Raw genomic sequence first — 18920 nt, 5'->3', positions numbered from 1 at the left:
CGTCCACCAACCGCGGCGGGACCGGTCAGGCGGCGAAGTCGCCGGCGTCCGCGCGCAGCGTGGTCAGCACGCGCGTGAGCGCCTCGCGCTCCTCGACGCTCAGCGCCCCGACCGCGAAGTCCTCGGCGTTGAGGACCTCGGTCGCCCGCGTCGCCACGTCGCGGCCCGCGTCGGTGATCCGGATGAGCGTCGTGCGCCCGTCGGTCGGGTGCGGCACGCGCTCCACGAGCCCGTCGCCTGCGAGCTTGTCGACCGCGTTGGTCACCGAGCTGCGGTGCACCTGCAGCCGCTCGCCGATCTTCCCCACCGGCAGCTCGCCGCTGCGCGTGAACAGCAGCAGCATCAGCGCCTCGTAGCGGGCGAACGTGATCCCGAACGGCTTCAGCAGCTCGTCGTAGCGCGCCAGCAGCAGCTGCTGGGCGCGGACGATCGAGGTGATCGCCGCCATCGCGCGGCCGGGCTCGGCCCCCCAGCGCGCCTCCCAGTGGCGGCGCGCCTCGGCGATCGGATCGATCCGCAGGGTCACGGCCCGCAGGATAGGCGCTCACGGCAGCAGCGCCGCGAGCAGCCCGGCGCGGTCCAGGGCGACGGCCAGCAGCGGGGCGGCGAGCGCCAGCGCGCGGGCGGGCGGCGCCGCCCGCCGGGCCACCGCCCCGGCGCTCCCGAAGACCGCGCCGGTGAGCACGCCCAGCAGCAGCCAGTGCAGCGGGGCGCCCAGCGGCGTCCCCGGCTCGGTGGCGGCGATCCACGCGTAGTAGGCGCCGTTCGCGGCCGTCAGGACGAGCACCCCGGCCCGCGCCCCGGCCGCCGGCAGCAGGAGCCCCGCCAGCACGGCGGCCCCCACCCAGGTCGCGTTGTCGCTCAGCGGGACCGCGGTCGCCGTCGTCTCGTCGAGGCGGCTGAGCACCCCGAGCAGGAGGCCCACCGGCAGGAGGACCCTCACCGCGCGCGCCACCGGGCAATGTTCCAGCCCGCGGCCCCGTCGGGGCGGCGCAGACGGGCCTGGAGCGGCGCGACCGCCGCCGCGCGCAGCCCGACCGGCAGCGTGCGCAGCGCCGGCAGCGCGTCCGCGCTGAGGGACTGCAGGAAGGGCAGGTCGACGGGCTCCCCCGCACGGGCGCGGTCGGCCGCGCGCTGCGCGATGCGCCCGTCCGGGTTCGCCAGCGAGAACACGGCGACGGACCCGAGCGTCAGTAGCAGCGCCGCACGGGGAGCGTGCCGCGCGACGCGGGGGCCGGTCCCGGCGGCGAGCACGAGGCCGACGAGCGCCCCGAGCCAGACGACGAGCGCGCCGCCCGCGAGCCGCACGCGCGTGAGGCCGTACGCGTCCTGGACCAGGACGACCCGGTGCAGCGCGCTGGCCAGGACGACGAGGACGAGCAGGCAGATCGTGCCCAGCAGCGCCCGGACGACGGGATCGCGGCGGCGCGCCGCCACCGCGACGACGGCGAGCGTGAGCGCCGCCACGAGCAGCAGCTGGACGACCCCCTGGCGGGCGTAGTCGCCGTAGCCCAGCCCGGTGGTCCGCCGCACGTACTCCGCGCCGCCGAACAGCACGCGCAACTGGACCGCGACGAACAGGGCGAACAGCAGCGTCAGCGCCCCCAGCGCGACCCGCAGCTCGATCCGCCCGGGTGCCGGGCCCCGCGGCGCCGGCCCGTGCTCGGTCCCGCGGGCGGCAGCGTGCGCCAGCGCCCCGCACGTCGCGAGCACGACCACCGCGAGCACCGCCCGGGCGACCAGCACGTCGGTGCGGACCTCGACGTCCGCGAGCCCACCCGCGAGCTGCGCGAACGCCCCGTCGGCCGAGACGAGCAGCGTCCCGAACGCGGCCACCAGGGCGGCCGCGAGCGCGGCGCCGCGCAGCAGCGGCCCGACCGTCCCGGCCGCGCCCGACCCGTCCGGCAGCGCCCGTCGCAGCGCGCCCGCGACGAGCGCACCGCCCCGCGCCCACCGCAACGGGACCGCGGGCAGCGCGCGCAGGGCCGCCCAGCCGCCGGGCGGCCGCACGATGGCGGCGCAGGCGAGCGCGAACGCCGGGACGGTCAGGGCGAGCACCCACGCGGCGTCGCGCAGGACCGGCTGGACCGCCAGCAGGGCCGCGATCGCGCCGAGGCCGACGGACCGCCGCGGCGCCGCCGCCAGCGCGGCGCCGAGCACGAGCAGGAGCACGACGGCGAGCGCGAGGCCGACGCGGTGATGGGCGACCGCGACGGCGGCCAGCAGCGCGGCCGCGAGCGAGCGGCACAGGACGGGACGGGACATGCGGGGACCTCCCTGGAGGGGTCGGGTTCGACGGACGACGGGACGGGCGGCGGCCGCGACCGGCCGCCGGCGGGGCTAGCGCGCCCCGGGCAGCTCGAGCACCATGCGGCACCCGTGCGGGGCGACGGGCTCGGCGCGCAGCGCGCCGCCGTGCAGTTCGACGATCGAGCGCGAGATCGCGAGGCCCAGCCCGGAGCCCGCGACGGTCCGCGACCGGTCGGCGCGCGCGAAGCGGTCGAAGAGCCGCTCGGCGTCCCCCGGCGGCAGCCCCGGGCCACGGTCCTCCACCTCCACACGGACCCCGTCCCCCGCGGGCTGCGCCCGCACCACGACCGGGCTGCCCGGCGCGTGGCGGGCCGCGTTCTCCAGCAGGTTGTCGACGACCTGCAGCAGCCGGTCGGCGTCGCCGTGCAGCAGGAGGTCGGCGGGCGCCTCCAGCGCGACGTCGCGGCCGGCCACGAGCTCCCCCACCGGGAACGGCCGACGGCGCAGCGCGACCGCGCCGGCCTCGAGCGCGGACAGGTCCAGCAGCTGGTCGGCGAGCCGCCCGAGCCGCTCGACCTGCGCGAGCAGCGCCGGGAGGTCGGCGGGCTGGACCCCGTCGACCGCGTTCTCCAGCGCGGCGCGCAGGGCGCTGATGGGCGTGCGCAGCTCGTGTGCGGCGTCCGCCACGAGGTCGCGGCGGGCACGGTCCAGCGTCTCGAGCTCGGCGGCCATGACGTTGAAGGCGGCCGCGAGCTGCCCGACCTCGTCGCGGGAGGTCTCCGGCACGCGCTGGCCGTGCTCGCCGCGCGCCATCGCCTCCGCCGCGCGGGCCATCGCGCGCAGCGGCGACGTCAGCCCGCGGGCGACGAGCTGGACGGAGACGAGCGACAGGACCAGCGCCGCGAGCGCGCCCCAGCGCAGCCGCAGGCCGAGCTTCGCGGCGACCACCATCGTCGCCAGCGTCACGATGATCGCCAGGACGATGACGAGCCCGAGCTTCAGCTTCAGCGAGGCGATGCGGGCCAGCGGGCTCACGTCGAGCCGTCCCCGAGCGCGTAGCCGTGGCGCTGCACCGTGCGGACGATCCCGGCGCCGACCTTGCGGCGCAGGCCGGCGACGTGCGAGTCGACCGTCCGGGTGGTGCCGCCCGCGCCGTGCCAGTCCCACACCTCCGCCAGCAGCTCCTCGCGGGAGAACGCGCGCGACGGCCGGCGCGCGAGCGTCGCCAGGAGGTCGAACTCGGTCGGCGTCAGGTGGATCTCGCGGTCGTCGCGCAGCACCCGCCGGCCGTCGAGGTCCACGGTCACCGCGCCGAGGCGCAGCGGCCCGTCCGGCGTGGAGGCGGCCCGGGCGCTGCGACGCAGCACCGCGGTGACGCGCGCGACCAGCTCGCGCATGCTGAACGGCTTCGTGAGGTAGTCGTCGGCCCCGACCCCCAGTCCCACCAGCAGGTCGGCCTCCGCGTCGCGCGCGGTGAGGAAGAGGACCGCGACCGGGCGCTCGGACTGGATCCGGCGGCAGACCTCGATGCCGTCGAAGCCCGGCAGCATCCAGTCCAGCACGACGAGGTCCGGGGCGTGCGCGGCGCAGGCCTCGACCCCGGCCGGGCCGCTGTGGGCGACCTCGACCCGGTGCCCCTCGGCGCGCAGCCGGGCGGCGACCGCGTCCGCGATCTGCTCCTCGTCCTCGATCACCACGATCGTCGCGCCGCTCATCGCCGACGATGCTAGGCGCCGCAGGTGCGCGTCGTGTCGCGCACGTGTGCGGATCGTGTGCAGGTCAGGCCGGCGGCACGCGGCGGCCGCGCGCCGCGGTGGCGCCCGCGGTCCCGACGAGCGCGGCCGCGCCAACCGCCCCGAACGCCTTGAGCCGACGGCCGAGCTGCTCGAAGCGCAGGACCTCCCAGCCCTCCTGCTCGGCGATCCGGCCGAGCGGGACGTCGGGGTTGACGGCGACGGGGTTGCCGACCGCGCGCAGCAGCGGCAGATCGCTCTCCGAGTCGCTGTACGCGTACGACGCGGCGAGGTCGATGCCCTCGGCGGCCGCCAGCTCGCGGACCCGCTGGGCCTTGCCCTCGCGGTAGGAGAACGGGCCGTCCTCGCGGCCGGTGTAGACGCCGTCGGCGTCGACCTCGTAGCGGGAGCCCAGGCCGCCGTCGAACGCGAGCACCTGGGCGAGCAGCTCGGCCAGGCCCTGCGAGGCGGCCGTGGCGATGTAGACCTGCCGGCCCGCGTCCTGGTGCCCGTAGGCGACCTCGAGCATCTGCGGGTAGATCCGCGGCAGCACCCCGGCGAGCACGCGCGGCGCGAGCCGCGCGAACTCCTTCTCGTGGTGCCCCTCGATCATGCGGCAGACCCGCTCGCGGACCTCGTCGGTCGCCGCGTCGGTGGAGCCGTTGAGGCGGAACTTGACGTTCGCCCAGCCGTCGGAGGCGAGCTGCCGGCGGCCGATGACGCCGGTCTCGTAGGCCGCCCGGGCCCAGAAGAGCCCGGACGACCCGGCCATCAGCGTCCGGTCGAGGTCGAAGAAGGCGGCCGGACGCCGGGCGTCCGGCGTCGCCGCGATCTCCTCCCCCGGTCCGCTCGTCATCAGGCGGCCGGCACCCGCACGATGATCGCGTCGCCCTGACCGCCGCCGGAGCAGATCGCCGCGCAGCCCAGGCCGCCGCCGCGACGGCGCAGCTCGAGCACGAGCGCCCCGATGATGCGGGCGCCGGACGCGCCGATCGGGTGCCCGAGGGCCACCGCGCCGCCGTTGACGTTCACGCGGTCCTCGTCGAGGTTCAGCATCCGCGAGGAGTGCAGGGCGACCGAGGCGAACGCCTCGTTGATCTCCCAGAGGTCGATGTCCGAGGGCTGCAGGCCCGCCCGGTCGAGCGCCTTGAGCGCCGCGGTCGCGGGCGTCGTGCCGAGGATGTGGAACTCGTTGGCCGACTGCGCGTGCGTGACGATCTCGGCGAGGACCTCCTTGCCGTTCGCGGCCGCCCACTCGTCGGAGGCGAACACGAGGGCGCCCGCGCCGTCGTTGACGCCCGGCGAGTTGCCGGCCGTGTGCGAGCCCTCCTTGGAGACGAGGCCCGGCAGACCGGCGAGCGACTCGAGCGTGGAGCCGCGGCGCGGCGCCTCGTCGGTGTCGACGACCGTGTCGCCCTTGCGGCCCTTGACGGTGACCGGGACGATCTCCTCGGCCATCTTGCCCTCGTCGATCGACTGCAGCGCGAGCTCGTGGGAGCGCAGCGCCCAGCGGTCGAGGTCGGGACGGGTGATCTCCATCTCGTCGCCGACCTCGGTCGCCTCGACGAACATCTGCTTGCCGGTGAAGGCGTTGGTGAGCCCGTCGTGGACCATCGCGTCGAGGGTCTTGGCGTCGCCCATGCGGTAGCCGAAGCGCGCGTTGGGGAGCAGGTACGGGGCCTGGCTCATCGACTCCTGGCCGCCGCCGACGCCGACCGTGACGTCCCCGGCGCGGATCGCCTGGTCGAGGATCACCGCGGCGCGCACGGAGGAGGCGCAGACCTTGTTGATCGTCTCGGAGGAGACCTCCTTGGGGATGCCGGCCTTGATCTGCGCCTGACGCGAGGGGATCTGCCCCTCGCCGGCCTGCAGGACCTGGCCCATCACGACGTGGTCGACCTGCTCAGGAGCGACGTCCGCGCGCTCGAGGGCCGCGGAGATGGCGACCGCGCCCAGCTCGGGAGCGCGGAGGGTGGACAGGCCGCCGCCCATCTTGCCGATGGGGGTGCGGGCGGTGCCGAGGATGACGGTCTTGGGCATAGAGGCGGGATGGTACGCCCATGTGGCGCCGCGGCACCCGCAGGGTAGGTTGGACGGCATGGAGATCACCCCGACCACGTCCGCCCCGCTGGAGACCGGCGCCGACACGATCGTCGTCGGCCTCGTCGAGGGCGAGGGCGTCCCCCACGACCTCGAGGGCGGCGAGCTCGGCGCGCTGCTGGCCGCGGGCGAGGCGAAGACGACCCGCAACCACCTCGCGGTGACCCACGCGGCCGGCGCCCGCTGGATCCTCGTCGGGCTCGGCGCCCGCGACGGCCTCACGGCCGAGCGCGCCCGGGTCGCGGCGGCGAAGGTCGTCGGGCGCGCGAAGGAGCTCGGGACCTCCTCCCTGTGCTGGGAGATCCCCCACCACGTCGGCGACGACGTCGTCGCCGGGCTCGTCGAGGGCACGGTCATGAGCCTCTACCGGTTCACCGCGTTCAAGTCCTCCGACGACGGCGGCGGCTCGATCGGCCGGCTCGTGTTCAGCGACCACCACGACCGCGGCCAGGCGGTCGCGGCGGCCGCCGTGGTCGCCCGCGCGGTGAACGCCGCGCGGGACCTGCAGAACACGCCCGCCAACCACATGACGCCGTCGCTCCTGGCCGAGCGGGCGCGGACCCTGTCGACCGAGGTCGGCGGCCTCGTCGTCGAGGTCGAGGGCCGCGAGGAGATCGTCGGCCGCGGCATGGGCGCGTTCGGCGCCGTCGCGCAGGGCTCCTACGAGGACCCGAAGCTCATCGTGCTGCGCTACGCGGACCCGGACGCGACGGGCCCCCGCCTGGGCCTCGTCGGCAAGGCGGTGACGTTCGACACCGGCGGGATCTCGCTGAAGCCCGCCGGGAAGATGCACGAGATGAAGTTCGACATGTCGGGCGGTGCCGCGGTGATCGAGGCGATGGGCGCGATCGCCTCGCTGCGGCTGCCGATCGACGTGATCGCCGTGGTCGGCGCGACCGAGAACATGCCGTCGGGCCGCTCGATGAAGCCCGGTGACGTGGTCACCGCGATGAACGGCACGACGATCGAGATCAACAACACCGACGCCGAGGGCCGGCTCGTGCTGGCCGACTGCCTGGCCCACGCGGTTGCGCAGGGCGCCGAGAGGATCATCGACCTCGCGACGCTGACCGGCGCGATCGTGTCGGCGCTGGGGTCGACCTACATCGGCCTGATGAGCAACGACGACGACTGGGCGTCGACGGTCGGCGCGGCGGCGGACCGCGCGGGCGAGCTCGCCTGGCGGCTGCCGCTGCACCAGGAGTACGCGGACCTCATCAAGGGCCAGTACGCGGACATCGTCAACGCCGTCGAGAACCGCAAGGCGGGCTCGATCACCGCCGCGGAGTTCCTGCGCCGGTTCGTCGGCGACGTGCCGTGGGCGCACCTGGACATCGCCGGGACCGCCTGGAACACCGGTCGGGCGTACGCGCCGAAGGGCGGCAACGGGGTCGGCGTGCGGCTGCTCGTCGAGCTCGCGCGGGCGCACGCCGCCCAGGACTGAGCGCGGGCCGATGGGCCGCTGGCGCCGTCGGCTGCTGCTGTTCGCCGTCCTGCTCGGGGCCTACGGGGCGACCCTGGCCCTGAGCACGGGCGGCCGCGACGAGCGCACCGACGACGAGGCGCACGTCCTGCTCGTCGCGGAGTCGATCGTCTCCGACGGCGACGTCGACCTGCGCGACGAGTACCGCGCGCGGGCGTGGCGGGCGTTCACCGACGGCCCGGTGGAGCCCGCCGGCACGCTGACGAACGGGCGCCTGCACGAGCCGTACGGGATCGCGCTCGGGGCGCTCGTCGCGCCCGCGTACGCGCTCGGCGGGGCGCTGGGCGCGGAGCTGCTGCTCGCGGCCCTGCTGGCGGTCGCGTTCGTCGTCGCGGCCGGGGTGGCGCGGCGGCTCGTGCCCGACCCGTGGCCGACCGGCCTGACGCTGGCGGTCGGGCTGTCGCCGCCGGCGTTGCTGGCCGCCGGGACCGTCGCGCCCGCGACGCCCGCGGCGCTGCTGCTGATCGCGGCGGTGGCGCTCGCCCTGCGGGTCCGCGACCGTCCGCGGCTGGCGCCCACGGCGGGCTGCGCGGCGCTCGTGGCGCTGCTGCCCTGGCTGGCGATCGGGCTGCTGCTGCCGGCGCTCGTCGTGGCGCTCGCGCTCGCGCGCTGGCTGCGACGGCGCAGCCGCGGGCTGGTGGGGTTCACCGCGCTGGAGGTCGTGCTGACCAGCGGCGTGTTCTTCGTGGCGGTGAACGACCGGCTGTTCGGCGGCGCCGTGCCCGACGCGGCGCGGGCGGCGGGCGCCCCGCCGGTCGGCGTGTGGGACCTCGAGCAGGCGGGCGAGCTGCTGCGGGCCCCGGTGCTCGCGCTCGTGCTCGTCGCGGCGGGGCTGCTCGTGCGGTCGCGTCGCGAGCGGCTCGCGGTGGCGCTGCCGGAGCAGCTCGACGTCGAGATCGCGGTGACGCTGCTGCTGCTCGTGGTGGCGGCGTGCGTGCTGCAGCCGGTCGCCGCGCTCCCCGTCGCAGCGGCGCTGGCCGCCTGGTCCGCGCGGCGGGTGCCGCGGACGACCCGGGGGCTGGTCGCACTGACGGCGGTGGGCTCCGTGTGGCTGCTCGCCGCCGGCCCGCTGACCTGAACGCGCCATCTCCGACGTCCACGGTCGGAATGCCGTACGCTTGCGCCCACCAACGGCAGGTGGCCCTTACCCAGCGCAAGCGGCCGCCCCTACATCAGCCCCCACGGAGTCATCGCACCATGAGCCGTCCCCGCCCCGCGCGCCGTCGCGCGACCCTCGCCTGCGCCCTCGTCGCCACCGCCCTGCTCGCCGCCGGATGCGGCGACGACGGCGACGACACCGCCGCACGCCCGGCCACCACGGGTGCCGCCGCCGGCGCCGACCTCGGCGCGGTCAAGACCTACCTGCTCGACCACACCCGCGAGCTCGTGCGCGAGACCGGCACGCTGCGCACCCAGGCCGAGCGCTACCACGCGCTCGCCGCCGCCGTCGACTTCGACCACGCCCGCCTGCTGCGCACCCGGCGCGCCGAGGTCCGCGCGCTGCTGCGCGACGCGCAGGCGACGTTCCGCCGGGCCAACCCGGCCTACGAGCAGGCCGAGGGCGTCGTCGCGGGCGTGCCCGTCCTCGCCGACTACGACGTCATCCTCGACGCCGGCAGCGACGCGAGCGACCCCGCCAGCGCCGTGCCGTTCTCGATCGAGACGCCCGCGGGCAGGACCTACAAGCAGCCCGGCAACTTCTTCTTCCTGCTCGAGTCCTCGCTGTTCGGCACCGAGCCGAGGTTCGCCGCCAAGGACGTGACGCCCGACCTCGACGGCGACGGCACGATCGAGTTCGGCGAGGCGCTCCCCGACGCCGACTTCTACGTCGCCGCCGCACGCGACTTCGAGAAGAACGCCAAGGAGCTCGACGCCGCGGCGAAGGCGTGGACGCCCGCACCCGCCGATGCGTTCACCGCCGTCGTCGTGATGACGCCGACGATGAGCGAGTACTTCGAGGCGTGGAAGAACTCGCGCTTCATCGCCGGCGACGACGCGTCGGAGAAGGGCTTCGTCGCGACGTCGCGCCTGGCCGACATCACCGACATCCTCTCCGGCCTCGTCCTCGTCTACGACAGCATCGAGCCGGCGATCGGCACCGTCGACCCGGCGCAGGCCGAGCAGACCGGGCGGGCGCTGACCGACCTGCGCGACTTCGCCGCCAAGCTCCGCAAGGAGGAGCAGGCCGGCAGGACGTTCACCGCCGAGGACGCCGAGACGCTCGGCGGCGAGGCGCAGACGCGCGCGGAGGCGGTCGCCGGCCAGGTCTCGCAGGCCGCGGGCAAGCTCGGCATCACGCTGGAGGACTGAGCCGTGCGGTCCCGGACGGTCGTCGCGGCGCTCGCCGCGCTGCTGTCGCTCCTGGCGCTCGCCGGCCCGGCGCGCGCCGCCGATCCGGCGTGGCGGACCGCCGAGCAGGTCCGCGACCGCCTCTTCGACGCCCAGCAGGCGCTGATCCTCGACGGCCCGCGCGAGGCGGCGAAGGCCGCCGACGCCGCGGCCGACGCGTACGCCGGCGCCCTGCGCGACGGCATCGCGCAGGCGGATCCCGCCGCCGACCGGACCGTCCGCTCCGAGCTCGCCGCCGCCCGCCGCGCGGCGGCCGACGGCGACGCCCCGGTGCTCGCGGCCGCGCGCGGCGCCATCCGCGCCGCGCTCCTGCGCGGCAGCGCCACCGTGACGCTGCGCGCCGTGCGCGCGGGAGACGCCGACACCGCCCGCGAGTGGCTGCTGCTGCGGGAGTTCCGCACCGCCACGCGCTTCACCCGCGCAGGGGCCGACGGCACGCTCGCCGTCGAGCAGCTCGACACCGGGAAGCTCTCCCCCGCGAAGGCCGAGCAGGCCGTCCGCAAGGACCTCCTCGACGCCTACCAGGGCCGGCTGCGCGAGCTGCTCGCCGACGCCGCGCGCAACGCCCAGCGCGGCTTCCGCGCCCCGTGGGCCGAGGCGGCCGCCCAGGCCGACGGCTCCTGGCGCATCCTCGCCGGCCGCTACCGCGAGGACCGCGGCGAGGCTGCCACGCAGACCGCCGACCGCGCCTTCGCCGCGCTGCGGCGCGCCGCGTCCGCGGGCGACGCGACCGCCGCGGCCACCGCCCAGCGACGCGTCGCCGCGGCGCTGGACGGCTTCACCGCCGCCCCGTTCACGGCGCAGGAGTCCGCGCGCCGCGCCCAGCAGCTGCTGCGGTTCGTCGCCCTGATCCCGGTCGAGTACCGCCGCGGCACGAAGGACGACGAGGTCACCAAGGACTTCGAGATCCAGGAGGCCGTCGCCTTCCAGGCGGGCGCGGTCGCCGCGTTCGCCGACCTCCAGGACCAGCTGACCCGTCGCGGGCGCGCTCAGACGCTGCGCGCCAAGGCGGACCTCGAGACCCTCGGGACGATGGTCGATCGCGCGGCGACGACGACCCGGGGCGTCCCCACCGCCGACGAGGTCGAGGACGTCGAGGACCGCATCGACGACGGCCTGCGCGCGATCATGCCCGACGCCTGGACCGAGCCGACCGACGAGTCCGACTACGACCTGATCGCGCTGACGCTCGACCGCATGGAGGCGGCGGTCGGCGCCGGGCAGTACCGCCAGGCCGAGCAGGCCCGCCTGGAGGCCTACGCGTTCTTCGAGTTCGGCCCCGAGCGCCGCCTCAAGTCGTTCGACCAGGGCCTCGCGCTCACCGTCGAGGGCCTCATCTGGTTCGGCGCCGACGGCAAGGACGGCCTCGCGACGCTGATCGCCGACCGCGCCCCGCGCCGGCAGATCCGCGAGACGCGCGTGCAGCTCGACAAGCGCCTCGGTGACGCCGCCGCCACGCTCGGCGACTCCGCCAACCGCGCGACCGTCGTCACCAACGCCGCGATCATCGTGTTCCGTGAGGGTCTCGAGGGCGTCCTCATCCTCGCCGCGATCACCGCGTCGTTCGTCGGCGTGCGGCGCCGCAACCGCCGTCCCGTGTTCGTCGGGGCGCTGCTGGGCCTGCTCGTCTCGCTGATCACCTGGGTGCTCGCGCAGACGCTGCTGCGGTCCCTGGACCAGTACGGCGAGAAGCTCGAGGCGGTCGTCGGCCTGATCGCGATCGGCGTGCTGCTGCTGATCACCAACTGGTTCTTCCACCGCGTCTACTGGAGCGAGTGGATCGGCAAGTTCCACCGGCAGCGCAAGAAGATCGAGACGATGGACAAGGTCGGGTTCTTCTCGGCCCAGGTCCTCGGCCTCGGGCTGCTCGGGCTGACGAGCGTCTACCGCGAGGGCTTCGAGACCGTCCTGTTCCTGCAGTCGCTGCAGCTCAGCGCCGGGACCGCCGCGGTCGTCGAGGGCGCCGGGCTCGGCCTCGCCCTCACCTTCCTCGTCGCGGTCGTGACCTTCGCCCTGCAGCGCAAGCTCCCCTACAAGAAGATGCTGATCGTCACCGGGGTGATGATCGGCTTCGTGCTCGTCGTGATGGTCGGTCAGACCGCCCGCACGATGCAGGGCACCGGCTGGCTGCCGATCACGCCGCTCGACGTGGACATGCCCTACTGGTCCGGCCTCTGGTTCGGCGTCTACCCGACGTGGGAGACCGTCGGCGCCCAGGTGATCGCCGCGGTGTTCGTGATCGGCTCCTACTACCTCGCGCGCGAGGTCAAGGTGAAGCGCCCGGTCCGCAAGGCCGTCAAGCGCGGCGACCTGCGCGCCGAGGACGCCAAGGCCGCCGAGGCCGACCCGGAGATCGGTGCGGGCGGCTTGCCCGCCGAGCCGGCGGCCGTCGGCGACCGCTGACCCCTAGGCCCGCGCGTCGGGCGCGTCGAGCTCGGCCAGCACGCGGGTCGCCGCGGTGGCGGGGTCGAGCTTGCGCGCGACGACCTCGTCGAGCATCGCCTGGAACCGCTCGTCGGCGGCGAGGCGCTCCTCGAGCGCCCGGCGCATCCGCGCGGTGCAGATCGCGAGGACCTCGTTGCGGAGATTGCGCGTGCGGCGCTCGCTGAGCGTCCCCTCCTCCTCGATGTAGGAGCGGTGCGCGTCGAGCTGCTCGAGCAGCTCGTCGACGCCCTTGCCGAACGCGGCCTCGGTCTTGACGATCGGGACGCGCCAGCCGCTCTCGGGTGCCAGCGACAGGACCGACCGGATCTCCCGGACCATCGTGTCGGTCATCGGGTGGTCGGCCTTGTTGACGACGATGATGTCCGGGATCTCCATGACGCCGGCCTTCAGCGCCTGGATCGAGTCACCCGAGCCCGGCATCAGCACGAGCACGACGGTGTCCGCGTGGTCGATGACGTCGATCTCGGCCTGGCCGACCCCGACGGTCTCGAGCAGCACGTCCTGCTTGCCCGCCGCGTCCATGAGCAGCGCTCCCTGCAGGGCGGCCTCCGAGAGGCCGCCCAGGGCGCCGCGGTTGGCCATCGAGCGGATGAACACCCCGGGGTCGAGGAAGTGCTCGGTCAGGCGGATCCGGTCGCCGAGCAGCGCGCCCTTCGTGAACGGGGACGACGGGTCGATCGACAGCACGGCGACCTGCCGGTCCTGCTCGCGGCGCAGCTTCGTCAGCGCGCTGATGAGCGTCGACTTGCCCGCGCCCGGCGCCCCGGTGAGGCCGACGATCGCCGCCCTGCCGGTGTGCGGGTACACCTCGCGCACCAGCTCCCAGCCGGCCGGGTCGTCGTTCTCGACGAGCGTGATCGCGCGGGCGAGCGCGCGCTTGTCGCCGTCGAGCAGCCGCTGGGCCAGCGACCGCTTCTCGGTGGGGTTCGGCGCATCGGACATGGACGGGGCAGATTACCCTTGCGCCTGTGGATCCCGCCCTCTCCCCTCCCGTGGCGACCGACGCGTCGCCGCCGACGGTCCGCGGCGAGCCGCCGCCCCTGCGCGGCGGGATCGGCGCGTTCCTGCGATTCGCGCGCGAGCACGGGATGTTCCGCCCCCAGTACCTGCGGATGGGCCTGCGGCTCGCGTGGCTGAAGCTCCGCTTCGGCGAGCGGCTGCAGCTCGACGGGGTCGCGTTCGTGTGCCCGAAGGTCACGTTCGAGATCGGGCCGAACGCCGTCGTGCACCTCGGGCGCTGGTCGTGGCTGGGCCACGGCACGAAGGTGCGGGCGCACGAGGGCGAGGTGCGGATCGGCGCAAAGACCGTGCTCGGCCAGGAGTGCACGATCAGCTGCTACCAGCACGTGTCGATCGGCCGGGAGTGCATCGTCGCCGACCGGGCGATGTTCATCGACTTCGACCACGGCGTCGTCGACGTGGAGCGTCCGATCCGCGCCCAGGGCATCTACATGCGCGACGTGCGCGTCGGGCACAACGTCTGGGTCGGCTACGGGGCCTGCTTCCTGCGGGGCGTGACGGTCGGCGACAACGCGGTCGTCGGCACCAACAGCGTCGTCACCCGCGACGTGCCCGCCAACGCGGTCTCGGGCGGGGTCCCCGCCCGGGTGCTGCGCATGCGGGACGCACCGACGCGGCTGCGCTGGTCGTGAGCGGCCCGTCGGACCGGGCGATCGAGGAGACGATCCTCGCGTTGCTCGACGCGCGCGGGAGCGCGACGAGCGGCAAGACGATCTGCCCGTCGGAGGCCGCGCGGGCGCTCGCGGGCGACGACGGCTTCCGTCCCCTCATGGAGCCGGTGCGCGCGGTGGCGTTCGCCCTGGCCGACCGGGGCGTCGTGCAGGTCACGCAGCGCGGCCGGGTCGTGGACGGTCGCGCGGCGCGCGGACCGATCCGGCTGCGCCGTCCCCCGGAGGCCTGAGGACGGCACGGGGCGCTGCGGTCGGTCAGCCGCGGCGGGCCGCGGCGGCGGCCTTCGGGCCGCAGACCGGCCACGGGTCGACGCCCTGGCGGTCGTAGAGCACGTAGGCGCGCTTGTCCTGCTCGTCCTCGGGCGCGGCGGCGGGATCGCCGGAGCCGCCCATCGCGGCCCACGTGTCGACGTGGAACTGGTACTTGCCGCGGTAGGTGCCGTCGGGCGAGACGATCGTCGGATCGCCCCCGGACTCGCACTCGGCGATCTGCTCGAGGACGCGCATCGCCTTGGCGGGGATGGTGTCGGGGAGCGTGACCTTCGCCGGCGGGTTCTTCGAGCCCACCGGGCCGGCGGAGGCGGACGTCGGGACGAGCCCGAGCGCGCGCAGCGTCGCGGGGCCGGCGATGCCGTCGACCGTGAGCTTCTTGCGGCGCTGGAACCGCATGACGGCGATCTTCGTCGTCCGCCCGTAGACGCCGTCGACGCGGATCTTCAGGCGGCGCTGCAGCGAACGCACGCGGCGGCCGCGCGAGCCGGGCTTGAGCGTGCGCACCGCCGACGGGCCGGCGGCCGGCGTCGTCGTCGCAGGCGTCGCGGCCTGCGTGGTGGCGGGCGCGGGCGCGGCCTGCGGCGTCGCACCCCCGGTGTTGGCCGGGGCCTCGGTCTGCGCCTGGGCGGCGCCCGGGACGGAGAAGGCGCACGCGAGGGCGAGCAGCGGTCCGGCGGTCCGGCGGTTGAGCAGCGTTGTCACGACGTCCAGCACCCCTTGGGTTGTCTCGTCGCCTACGGGGTTAGCTGTCGGGCTCGCGCGTGAGACTGCGCTACGCCGCATCGTGCGGCGATTCGCCCCAGGACCGTGGTCCACTGGGTCCCCCGTTCCCCGCGGCACAGGGCGGCGGGGACTCGGCGTCTGGTTCGGCCGCCTCGGACGGCCGCCGGGAACAGTAGCAACCGAACGCGGGTTCGCGACCCCGCCGCGTTACGGATCCCGACCCGGATAGCTCGACCTCATGTCGAGCTTGAGGGTTACGGACACGGTGTCCGACTCCGCGAGCATCGAAAATCCCGTGATCATCACGGGAGTTCGGTCAACTCTCGACCACCGCTGGAGGGTTTCTGGCCCGGGCGGTCGACGGCGACATAACCACCGGCGACCATGGCGCGTTAACGCTCACCGCGGCGGGCGGCGCGGACGGGTCCTCGGCGGGTCGCGAGCCCCTAGGCGCGGGCGTGCGCGTCGACCGCGGCGCGGTACACCGCGGCGGTCTGCCGGGCGATGTCCGCCCAGTCGAAGCGACGGACGTGCTCCATCGCCTCCCCCACGAGGCGCTCGCGCAGCGGCTCGTCGGTGAGCAGCCGCTCGACCATCACGCCGAGGTGCTCGGCGTCGCCGCCGTTGAACCGCAGGCCCACGCGCTCGTCGGCCGGGACGACTTCGCGCAGCCCGCCGGTGTCGGCCACGATGCAGGCGCAGCCCGAGGCCATCGCCTCCAGCGCCACGAGCCCGAACGGCTCGTACAGCGACGGCACCACGCAGAGGTCGGCGATGCGGTAGAGCGAGTGCAGCACGTCGTCCCCGATCCAGCCCAGGAACGTGCCGGCCCCGTCGATCCCCAGCGCGGCCGCCTGCGCCTTCAGCTCCGCCTCGTGCGGTCCGGAGCCCGCGACGAGGTAGCGCGTGCGCACGCCGTCCCCGAGCCGCTCGATGACCCCCGCGATCGCCTCGAGCGCCAGCTGGAAGCCCTTGTAGTAGTCGAGGCGGCCGACGAGCAGGACGAGCTTCTCGTCCGGCGCGGCGAAACGGGCACGCAGCGTGTCGAGGTCCTCGATCGGCTGCAGGTCGTGAGGGTCGATCCCGTTGGCGATGACGCTGACGTGGCCCTCGTCGAGCCCGTAGACGTCCAGGACGTGCTCGCGCATGTAGTGGGAGCAGGTGATCACGTGCTGCGCGCGGTGCGTCATCCACTGCTCGACGCCGTGGATGTAGCTCTGCGGGTGCTGGTCGACCCAGCCCTGGTGGCGGCCGTGCTCCGTCGCGTGGACGGTCATGACCATCGGGCAGCCGAACCGCTTGGCGAGGTGGTCGCACGCGTTCGCGACGAGCCAGTCGTGGCCGTGGACGACGTCGAACGTGTAGCGGTCGCCGAGCTCGACGCCCGCGGCGAGCATGTCCGCGTTCATGTGCTCGATCCACGTGACGAACTCGCCGAGGTCGCGCGGGCGGCTCGGCTCGCGCACGCGGTGCACGTGCACGCCCGCGACGAGCTCCTCGGCCGGCATCGTCTCGTCCCCGCGCGTGAGCACGTGGACCTCGACGTCGGCGGGCACGAGCTGCTCCGTCAGCTTGCGCACGTGGCGGGCGAGGCCCCCCTCCACGACCGGCGGGAACTCCCAGGACAGGATGAGGGTGCGCAGCGCGGACATCAGGGCTCGAGCAGGGGTGCTGCGGTGGCGTGCGGCGCCAGGTGCCGCACGGTCGGCTCGGACGAGCCTACCGACCCGAGCGCCGCGTCGAGCGCCTCGCGATGACCCGCGGCACGCTCCACCGGGTAGGTCCCGGCGAGCTCGCGGGTCACCATGAACGCCCAGTCGCTGGACTGCAGCGCCAACAGCTCCCGGACCGCGCGAGGGTCCGCGTCGGCCCCTGCCGCCACGACCCGCAGCTCCGCCTCGCGCATCTGCCAGGCGAGCTCCGCGACCCCCGGGGCGTCCCAGGTGGACAGGTCCCGCGGGGTCCCCCAGCTCGTGACCCGCCGGTCGTCCGGCGGCAGCGGGGCCGCAGGCTCGGGATCGCCGTGGGCCAGCGCGTCGTCGAGGTGGACGAGCTCCAGGCCCTGCGCGACGCACTCCTCGAGCACCGCGCGCAGCCACCAGACGCCCTCGTACCACCAGTGGCCGAGCAGCTCGGTGTCCAGCGCGCAGACCGCCAGGCCGCCGCCGGCGACCCGCTCGCGGGTGCGGGCGACGAAGTCGGCGGCGTCGACCCGCACCCGCGCCCGCGCCCGCTCCGGGTCGTAGACGCTGCCGTCCACCGCCCAGGGATGGTGGTCGTGCGTGGTGCGGTGGTGGTAGTCGCGGTAGTGGCCGTGGGCGGGGTAGCCGTCCGCGCTCCAGACGAGCTCCATCGTCTGCCGGTCGATCGGCACGAGCAGCGGGCCGGCGTCGGTCCGCAGCGGCCGCAGGTGGCGCGCGTCGCCGTATCCGAACACGTCGGTGAGATCGACGCAGGTCGCGTGGACGCCGGCCTCCTCGAGCAGCGGATCGAGCCAGGAGGCGTGCGCGCACTCCGGAAGCCACAGCCCGCCGCGCCAACCGTGGCCGCCGCGGACGGCGGCGTCGAAGCGGCGGCGGTGCGCGTCGATCCCGGCGCGCAGCTGCAGCCGCACGCCCCCGTCGGTGGCCACCAGCGGCAGCACCGCGTGGGTCGCGCTGCTGCACCAGGCCGCGTGCGGCGCGAGCGCCGCGAGCAGGTCCTGCCCGGGGAGCGCCCGGAAGCGGTCCGCGGCCCACTCGTAGTCCCAGGCGGCCCGGGCGAGCTCGTCGGCGAGGTCGTCGCGGCCGCTGGCCCGGCAGCCGTCGACGTCGAGCCGGTGCGAGGCGCGGCGCACGTCCCGCAGGAACGCCAGGAACCGCTCCCCCGCGCCCGGCGCCGCGAGCTGGTCGCACAGGACCGGGGTCAAGGACAGCGTCACGTCGCGCCCGCCCGGCACCCCGTCGAGGATGTCGAGCAGCGGCAGGTAGGAGGTGGCCATCGCCTCCCACAGCCACTCCTCGCCGAACGGCCACGTCCCGAAGCCCTCCACGTAGGGCATGTGGGAGTGCAGGACGATCGCCAGGCGACCGCTCATGGGGCCGCGGTGCGGCAGACCGCGACGAAGTCGAGCGCCGCGTCGAGGTCGCACGTCCCCGCCGGGCGCAGCACGAAGTCGCGCTCGCTGATCGCCGGGGTGAAGCGGTCGTAGAACGGCTTGGTGAAGCGCAGCGCCTTGTGCAGCTCGTCCCAGAAGAGGTGCTCGATCGCGAACGCGTGCACCGCGAGCTTGCGCGCGTGGAACAGCCCGAGCAGCTCGACGTGCGGGAAGTGCGCCTCGCACAGCGCCCGGAACTCGTGCGCGCGGTACTCCTTGACGTGCCACGGGTTCTCCGACTTCTCCGCCCCCTCGGGCGCCAGCGTCAGGAGGTTCGGCGTCGAGATCCAGGCCACCCCGGCGGGGCTGTCGGCCAGCAGCGTCTTGAAGTGCTCGAGGATCGCGCCCGGGTCCTGGACGTGCTCGATCGTCTGCAGGAAGACGACGTCGTCGCAGGGCTCGGAGAACGTCTCGACGAGGTCGCGCGCGAAGCGCACGCGGCCGTCCGGGGTCGTGTACTTCAGGCGCGCGTGCTCGTGCGCCTCCGGGTTGGCGTCGACGCCGACGGCCGACGCCGCGGTGCGGCCGAGCGTCGCGGTGCCGTAGCCCTCGCCGCAGGCCATGTCGACGACCCGGCGGCCGCCGACGCGGGCGCGGATGTGCTCGTAGACGATCAGGTGCCGACGGAACCAGTAGTTCTCCTCCGGCACGTCGGGCAGCGTGCGCTCCCCGGTGAGGGCCAGCGGCGGGACGCCCTCGGGCTGGTCCTGCTGGAGGTAGACGGTCGGCGACGACAT

At 75.1% G+C, this 18920-nt stretch carries 18 protein-coding genes and 1 riboswitch; of the genes, 6 read left to right on the top strand and 12 right to left on the bottom strand.

Annotated features, from left to right (window positions below; all coding sequences use genetic code 11):
* Window positions 1-25 precede the first annotated feature (25 nt).
* The 7 genes from C7Y72_RS13130 to C7Y72_RS13100 form a co-directional block, all read right to left on the bottom strand.
* Window positions 26-526 (bottom strand): MarR family winged helix-turn-helix transcriptional regulator, encoded by a 501-nt coding sequence (locus C7Y72_RS13130; RefSeq protein ID WP_233243836.1) that lies wholly within the window; start codon window positions 524-526, stop codon window positions 26-28.
* 18 nt (window positions 527-544) lie between these two features.
* Entirely contained in the window at window positions 545-925 is a 381-nt protein-coding gene (locus C7Y72_RS13125; protein ID WP_146175369.1) for a DUF6518 family protein, read from the bottom strand.
* 14 nt (window positions 926-939) lie between these two features.
* Window positions 940-2265: a DUF4153 domain-containing protein gene (locus C7Y72_RS13120; protein ID WP_107569202.1), complete on the bottom strand. Its 1326-nt coding sequence runs from the start codon at window positions 2263-2265 to the stop codon at window positions 940-942.
* Between the two features lie 75 nt (window positions 2266-2340).
* The gene (locus C7Y72_RS13115) at window positions 2341-3285 is read right to left on the bottom strand and encodes a HAMP domain-containing sensor histidine kinase (protein ID WP_199223935.1); all 945 of its coding nucleotides are present in this window, start codon (window positions 3283-3285) and stop codon (window positions 2341-2343) included.
* Complete coding sequence (locus C7Y72_RS13110) at window positions 3282-3965, bottom strand: response regulator transcription factor (RefSeq protein WP_107569200.1); 684 nt, start codon at window positions 3963-3965, stop codon at window positions 3282-3284. Before C7Y72_RS13110 ends, C7Y72_RS13115 begins: the two co-directional genes overlap by 4 nt.
* A 64-nt stretch (window positions 3966-4029) precedes the next feature.
* Window positions 4030-4839: an HAD family hydrolase gene (locus tag C7Y72_RS13105; RefSeq protein ID WP_107569198.1), complete on the bottom strand. Its 810-nt coding sequence runs from the start codon at window positions 4837-4839 to the stop codon at window positions 4030-4032.
* Window positions 4839-6023 (bottom strand): acetyl-CoA C-acetyltransferase, encoded by a 1185-nt coding sequence (locus C7Y72_RS13100; RefSeq protein WP_107569793.1) that lies wholly within the window; start codon window positions 6021-6023, stop codon window positions 4839-4841. The genes C7Y72_RS13105 and C7Y72_RS13100 overlap by 1 nt, the downstream gene beginning before the upstream one ends.
* A 58-nt stretch (window positions 6024-6081) precedes the next feature.
* On the opposite strand from C7Y72_RS13100, the gene C7Y72_RS13095 reads away from it, so the two are divergent.
* From C7Y72_RS13095 to C7Y72_RS13080, 4 genes are all read left to right on the top strand, one after another.
* Complete coding sequence (locus tag C7Y72_RS13095) at window positions 6082-7527, top strand: leucyl aminopeptidase (RefSeq protein ID WP_158276842.1); 1446 nt, start codon at window positions 6082-6084, stop codon at window positions 7525-7527.
* A 10-nt stretch (window positions 7528-7537) separates the two neighbouring features.
* Window positions 7538-8644 carry a hypothetical protein gene (locus tag C7Y72_RS13090; protein ID WP_107569194.1) on the top strand — a complete coding sequence of 369 codons (1107 nt, stop codon included), beginning with the start codon at window positions 7538-7540 and terminating at the stop codon, window positions 8642-8644.
* A gap of 119 nt (window positions 8645-8763) precedes the next feature.
* Window positions 8764-9876 carry an imelysin family protein gene (locus tag C7Y72_RS13085; protein WP_107569192.1) on the top strand — a complete coding sequence of 371 codons (1113 nt, stop codon included), beginning with the start codon at window positions 8764-8766 and terminating at the stop codon, window positions 9874-9876.
* Between the two features lie 3 nt (window positions 9877-9879).
* Window positions 9880-12318 carry an FTR1 family iron permease gene (locus C7Y72_RS13080; RefSeq protein ID WP_107569190.1) on the top strand — a complete coding sequence of 813 codons (2439 nt, stop codon included), beginning with the start codon at window positions 9880-9882 and terminating at the stop codon, window positions 12316-12318.
* A gap of 3 nt (window positions 12319-12321) precedes the next feature.
* Here C7Y72_RS13080 and meaB read toward each other — a convergent pair whose 3' ends face one another.
* The gene (gene meaB / locus C7Y72_RS13075) at window positions 12322-13302 is read right to left on the bottom strand and encodes a methylmalonyl Co-A mutase-associated GTPase MeaB (protein ID WP_107569188.1); all 981 of its coding nucleotides are present in this window, start codon (window positions 13300-13302) and stop codon (window positions 12322-12324) included.
* A gap of 26 nt (window positions 13303-13328) precedes the next feature.
* On the opposite strand from meaB, the gene C7Y72_RS24155 reads away from it, so the two are divergent.
* Window positions 13329-14012, top strand: coding sequence for an acyltransferase (locus C7Y72_RS24155; protein ID WP_284690349.1), 684 nt, complete (start codon window positions 13329-13331; stop codon window positions 14010-14012).
* Entirely contained in the window at window positions 14009-14281 is a 273-nt protein-coding gene (locus tag C7Y72_RS13065; RefSeq protein ID WP_107569186.1) for a DUF3253 domain-containing protein, read from the top strand. Before C7Y72_RS24155 ends, C7Y72_RS13065 begins: the two co-directional genes overlap by 4 nt.
* A gap of 25 nt (window positions 14282-14306) precedes the next feature.
* Here C7Y72_RS13065 and C7Y72_RS23760 read toward each other — a convergent pair whose 3' ends face one another.
* The 4 genes from C7Y72_RS23760 to C7Y72_RS13045 form a co-directional block, all read right to left on the bottom strand.
* Window positions 14307-15038 carry a transglycosylase family protein gene (locus C7Y72_RS23760; protein ID WP_199223934.1) on the bottom strand — a complete coding sequence of 244 codons (732 nt, stop codon included), beginning with the start codon at window positions 15036-15038 and terminating at the stop codon, window positions 14307-14309.
* Window positions 15039-15041: 3 nt separating this feature from the next.
* Window positions 15042-15194: riboswitch (cyclic di-AMP (ydaO/yuaA leader) on the bottom strand.
* Between the two features lie 299 nt (window positions 15195-15493).
* Window positions 15494-16699: a glycosyltransferase family 4 protein gene (locus C7Y72_RS13055; protein ID WP_107569182.1), complete on the bottom strand. Its 1206-nt coding sequence runs from the start codon at window positions 16697-16699 to the stop codon at window positions 15494-15496.
* Window positions 16699-18123, bottom strand: a complete 1425-nt coding sequence (locus C7Y72_RS13050; protein WP_107569180.1) for a 1,4-alpha-glucan branching protein domain-containing protein — start codon at window positions 18121-18123, stop codon at window positions 16699-16701. Before C7Y72_RS13050 ends, C7Y72_RS13055 begins: the two co-directional genes overlap by 1 nt.
* Window positions 18120-18920, bottom strand: a complete 801-nt coding sequence (locus tag C7Y72_RS13045) for a class I SAM-dependent methyltransferase (RefSeq protein ID WP_107569177.1) — start codon at window positions 18918-18920, stop codon at window positions 18120-18122. Before C7Y72_RS13045 ends, C7Y72_RS13050 begins: the two co-directional genes overlap by 4 nt.

Source organism: Paraconexibacter algicola (genome assembly GCF_003044185.1).
GTDB classification, from domain to species: Bacteria; Actinomycetota; Thermoleophilia; order Solirubrobacterales; family Solirubrobacteraceae; genus Paraconexibacter; species Paraconexibacter algicola.
This window is presented reverse-complemented; position numbering and strand designations above follow the sequence as displayed.

Bases quoted from the DNA above. Each gene is read 5' to 3' on its own strand.
- C7Y72_RS13055 (WP_107569182.1), bottom strand. From the start codon at position 16,699: ATGTCCGCGCTGCGCACCCTCATCCTGTCCTGGGAGTTCCCGCCGGTC.
- C7Y72_RS13120 (WP_107569202.1), bottom strand. From the start codon at position 2,265: ATGTCCCGTCCCGTCCTGTGCCGCTCGCTCGCGGCCGCGCTGCTGGCC.
- C7Y72_RS13085 (WP_107569192.1), top strand. From the start codon at position 8,764: ATGAGCCGTCCCCGCCCCGCGCGCCGTCGCGCGACCCTCGCCTGCGCC.
- C7Y72_RS13100 (WP_107569793.1), bottom strand. From the start codon at position 6,023: ATGCCCAAGACCGTCATCCTCGGCACCGCCCGCACCCCCATCGGCAAG.
- C7Y72_RS13105 (WP_107569198.1), bottom strand. From the start codon at position 4,839: ATGACGAGCGGACCGGGGGAGGAGATCGCGGCGACGCCGGACGCCCGG.
- C7Y72_RS13110 (WP_107569200.1), bottom strand. From the start codon at position 3,965: ATGAGCGGCGCGACGATCGTGGTGATCGAGGACGAGGAGCAGATCGCG.
- C7Y72_RS13090 (WP_107569194.1), top strand. From the start codon at position 7,538: ATGGGCCGCTGGCGCCGTCGGCTGCTGCTGTTCGCCGTCCTGCTCGGG.
- meaB (WP_107569188.1), bottom strand. From the start codon at position 13,302: ATGTCCGATGCGCCGAACCCCACCGAGAAGCGGTCGCTGGCCCAGCGG.
- C7Y72_RS13050 (WP_107569180.1), bottom strand. From the start codon at position 18,123: ATGAGCGGTCGCCTGGCGATCGTCCTGCACTCCCACATGCCCTACGTG.
- C7Y72_RS13095 (WP_158276842.1), top strand. From the start codon at position 6,082: ATGGAGATCACCCCGACCACGTCCGCCCCGCTGGAGACCGGCGCCGAC.
- C7Y72_RS13045 (WP_107569177.1), bottom strand. From the start codon at position 18,920: ATGTCGTCGCCGACCGTCTACCTCCAGCAGGACCAGCCCGAGGGCGTC.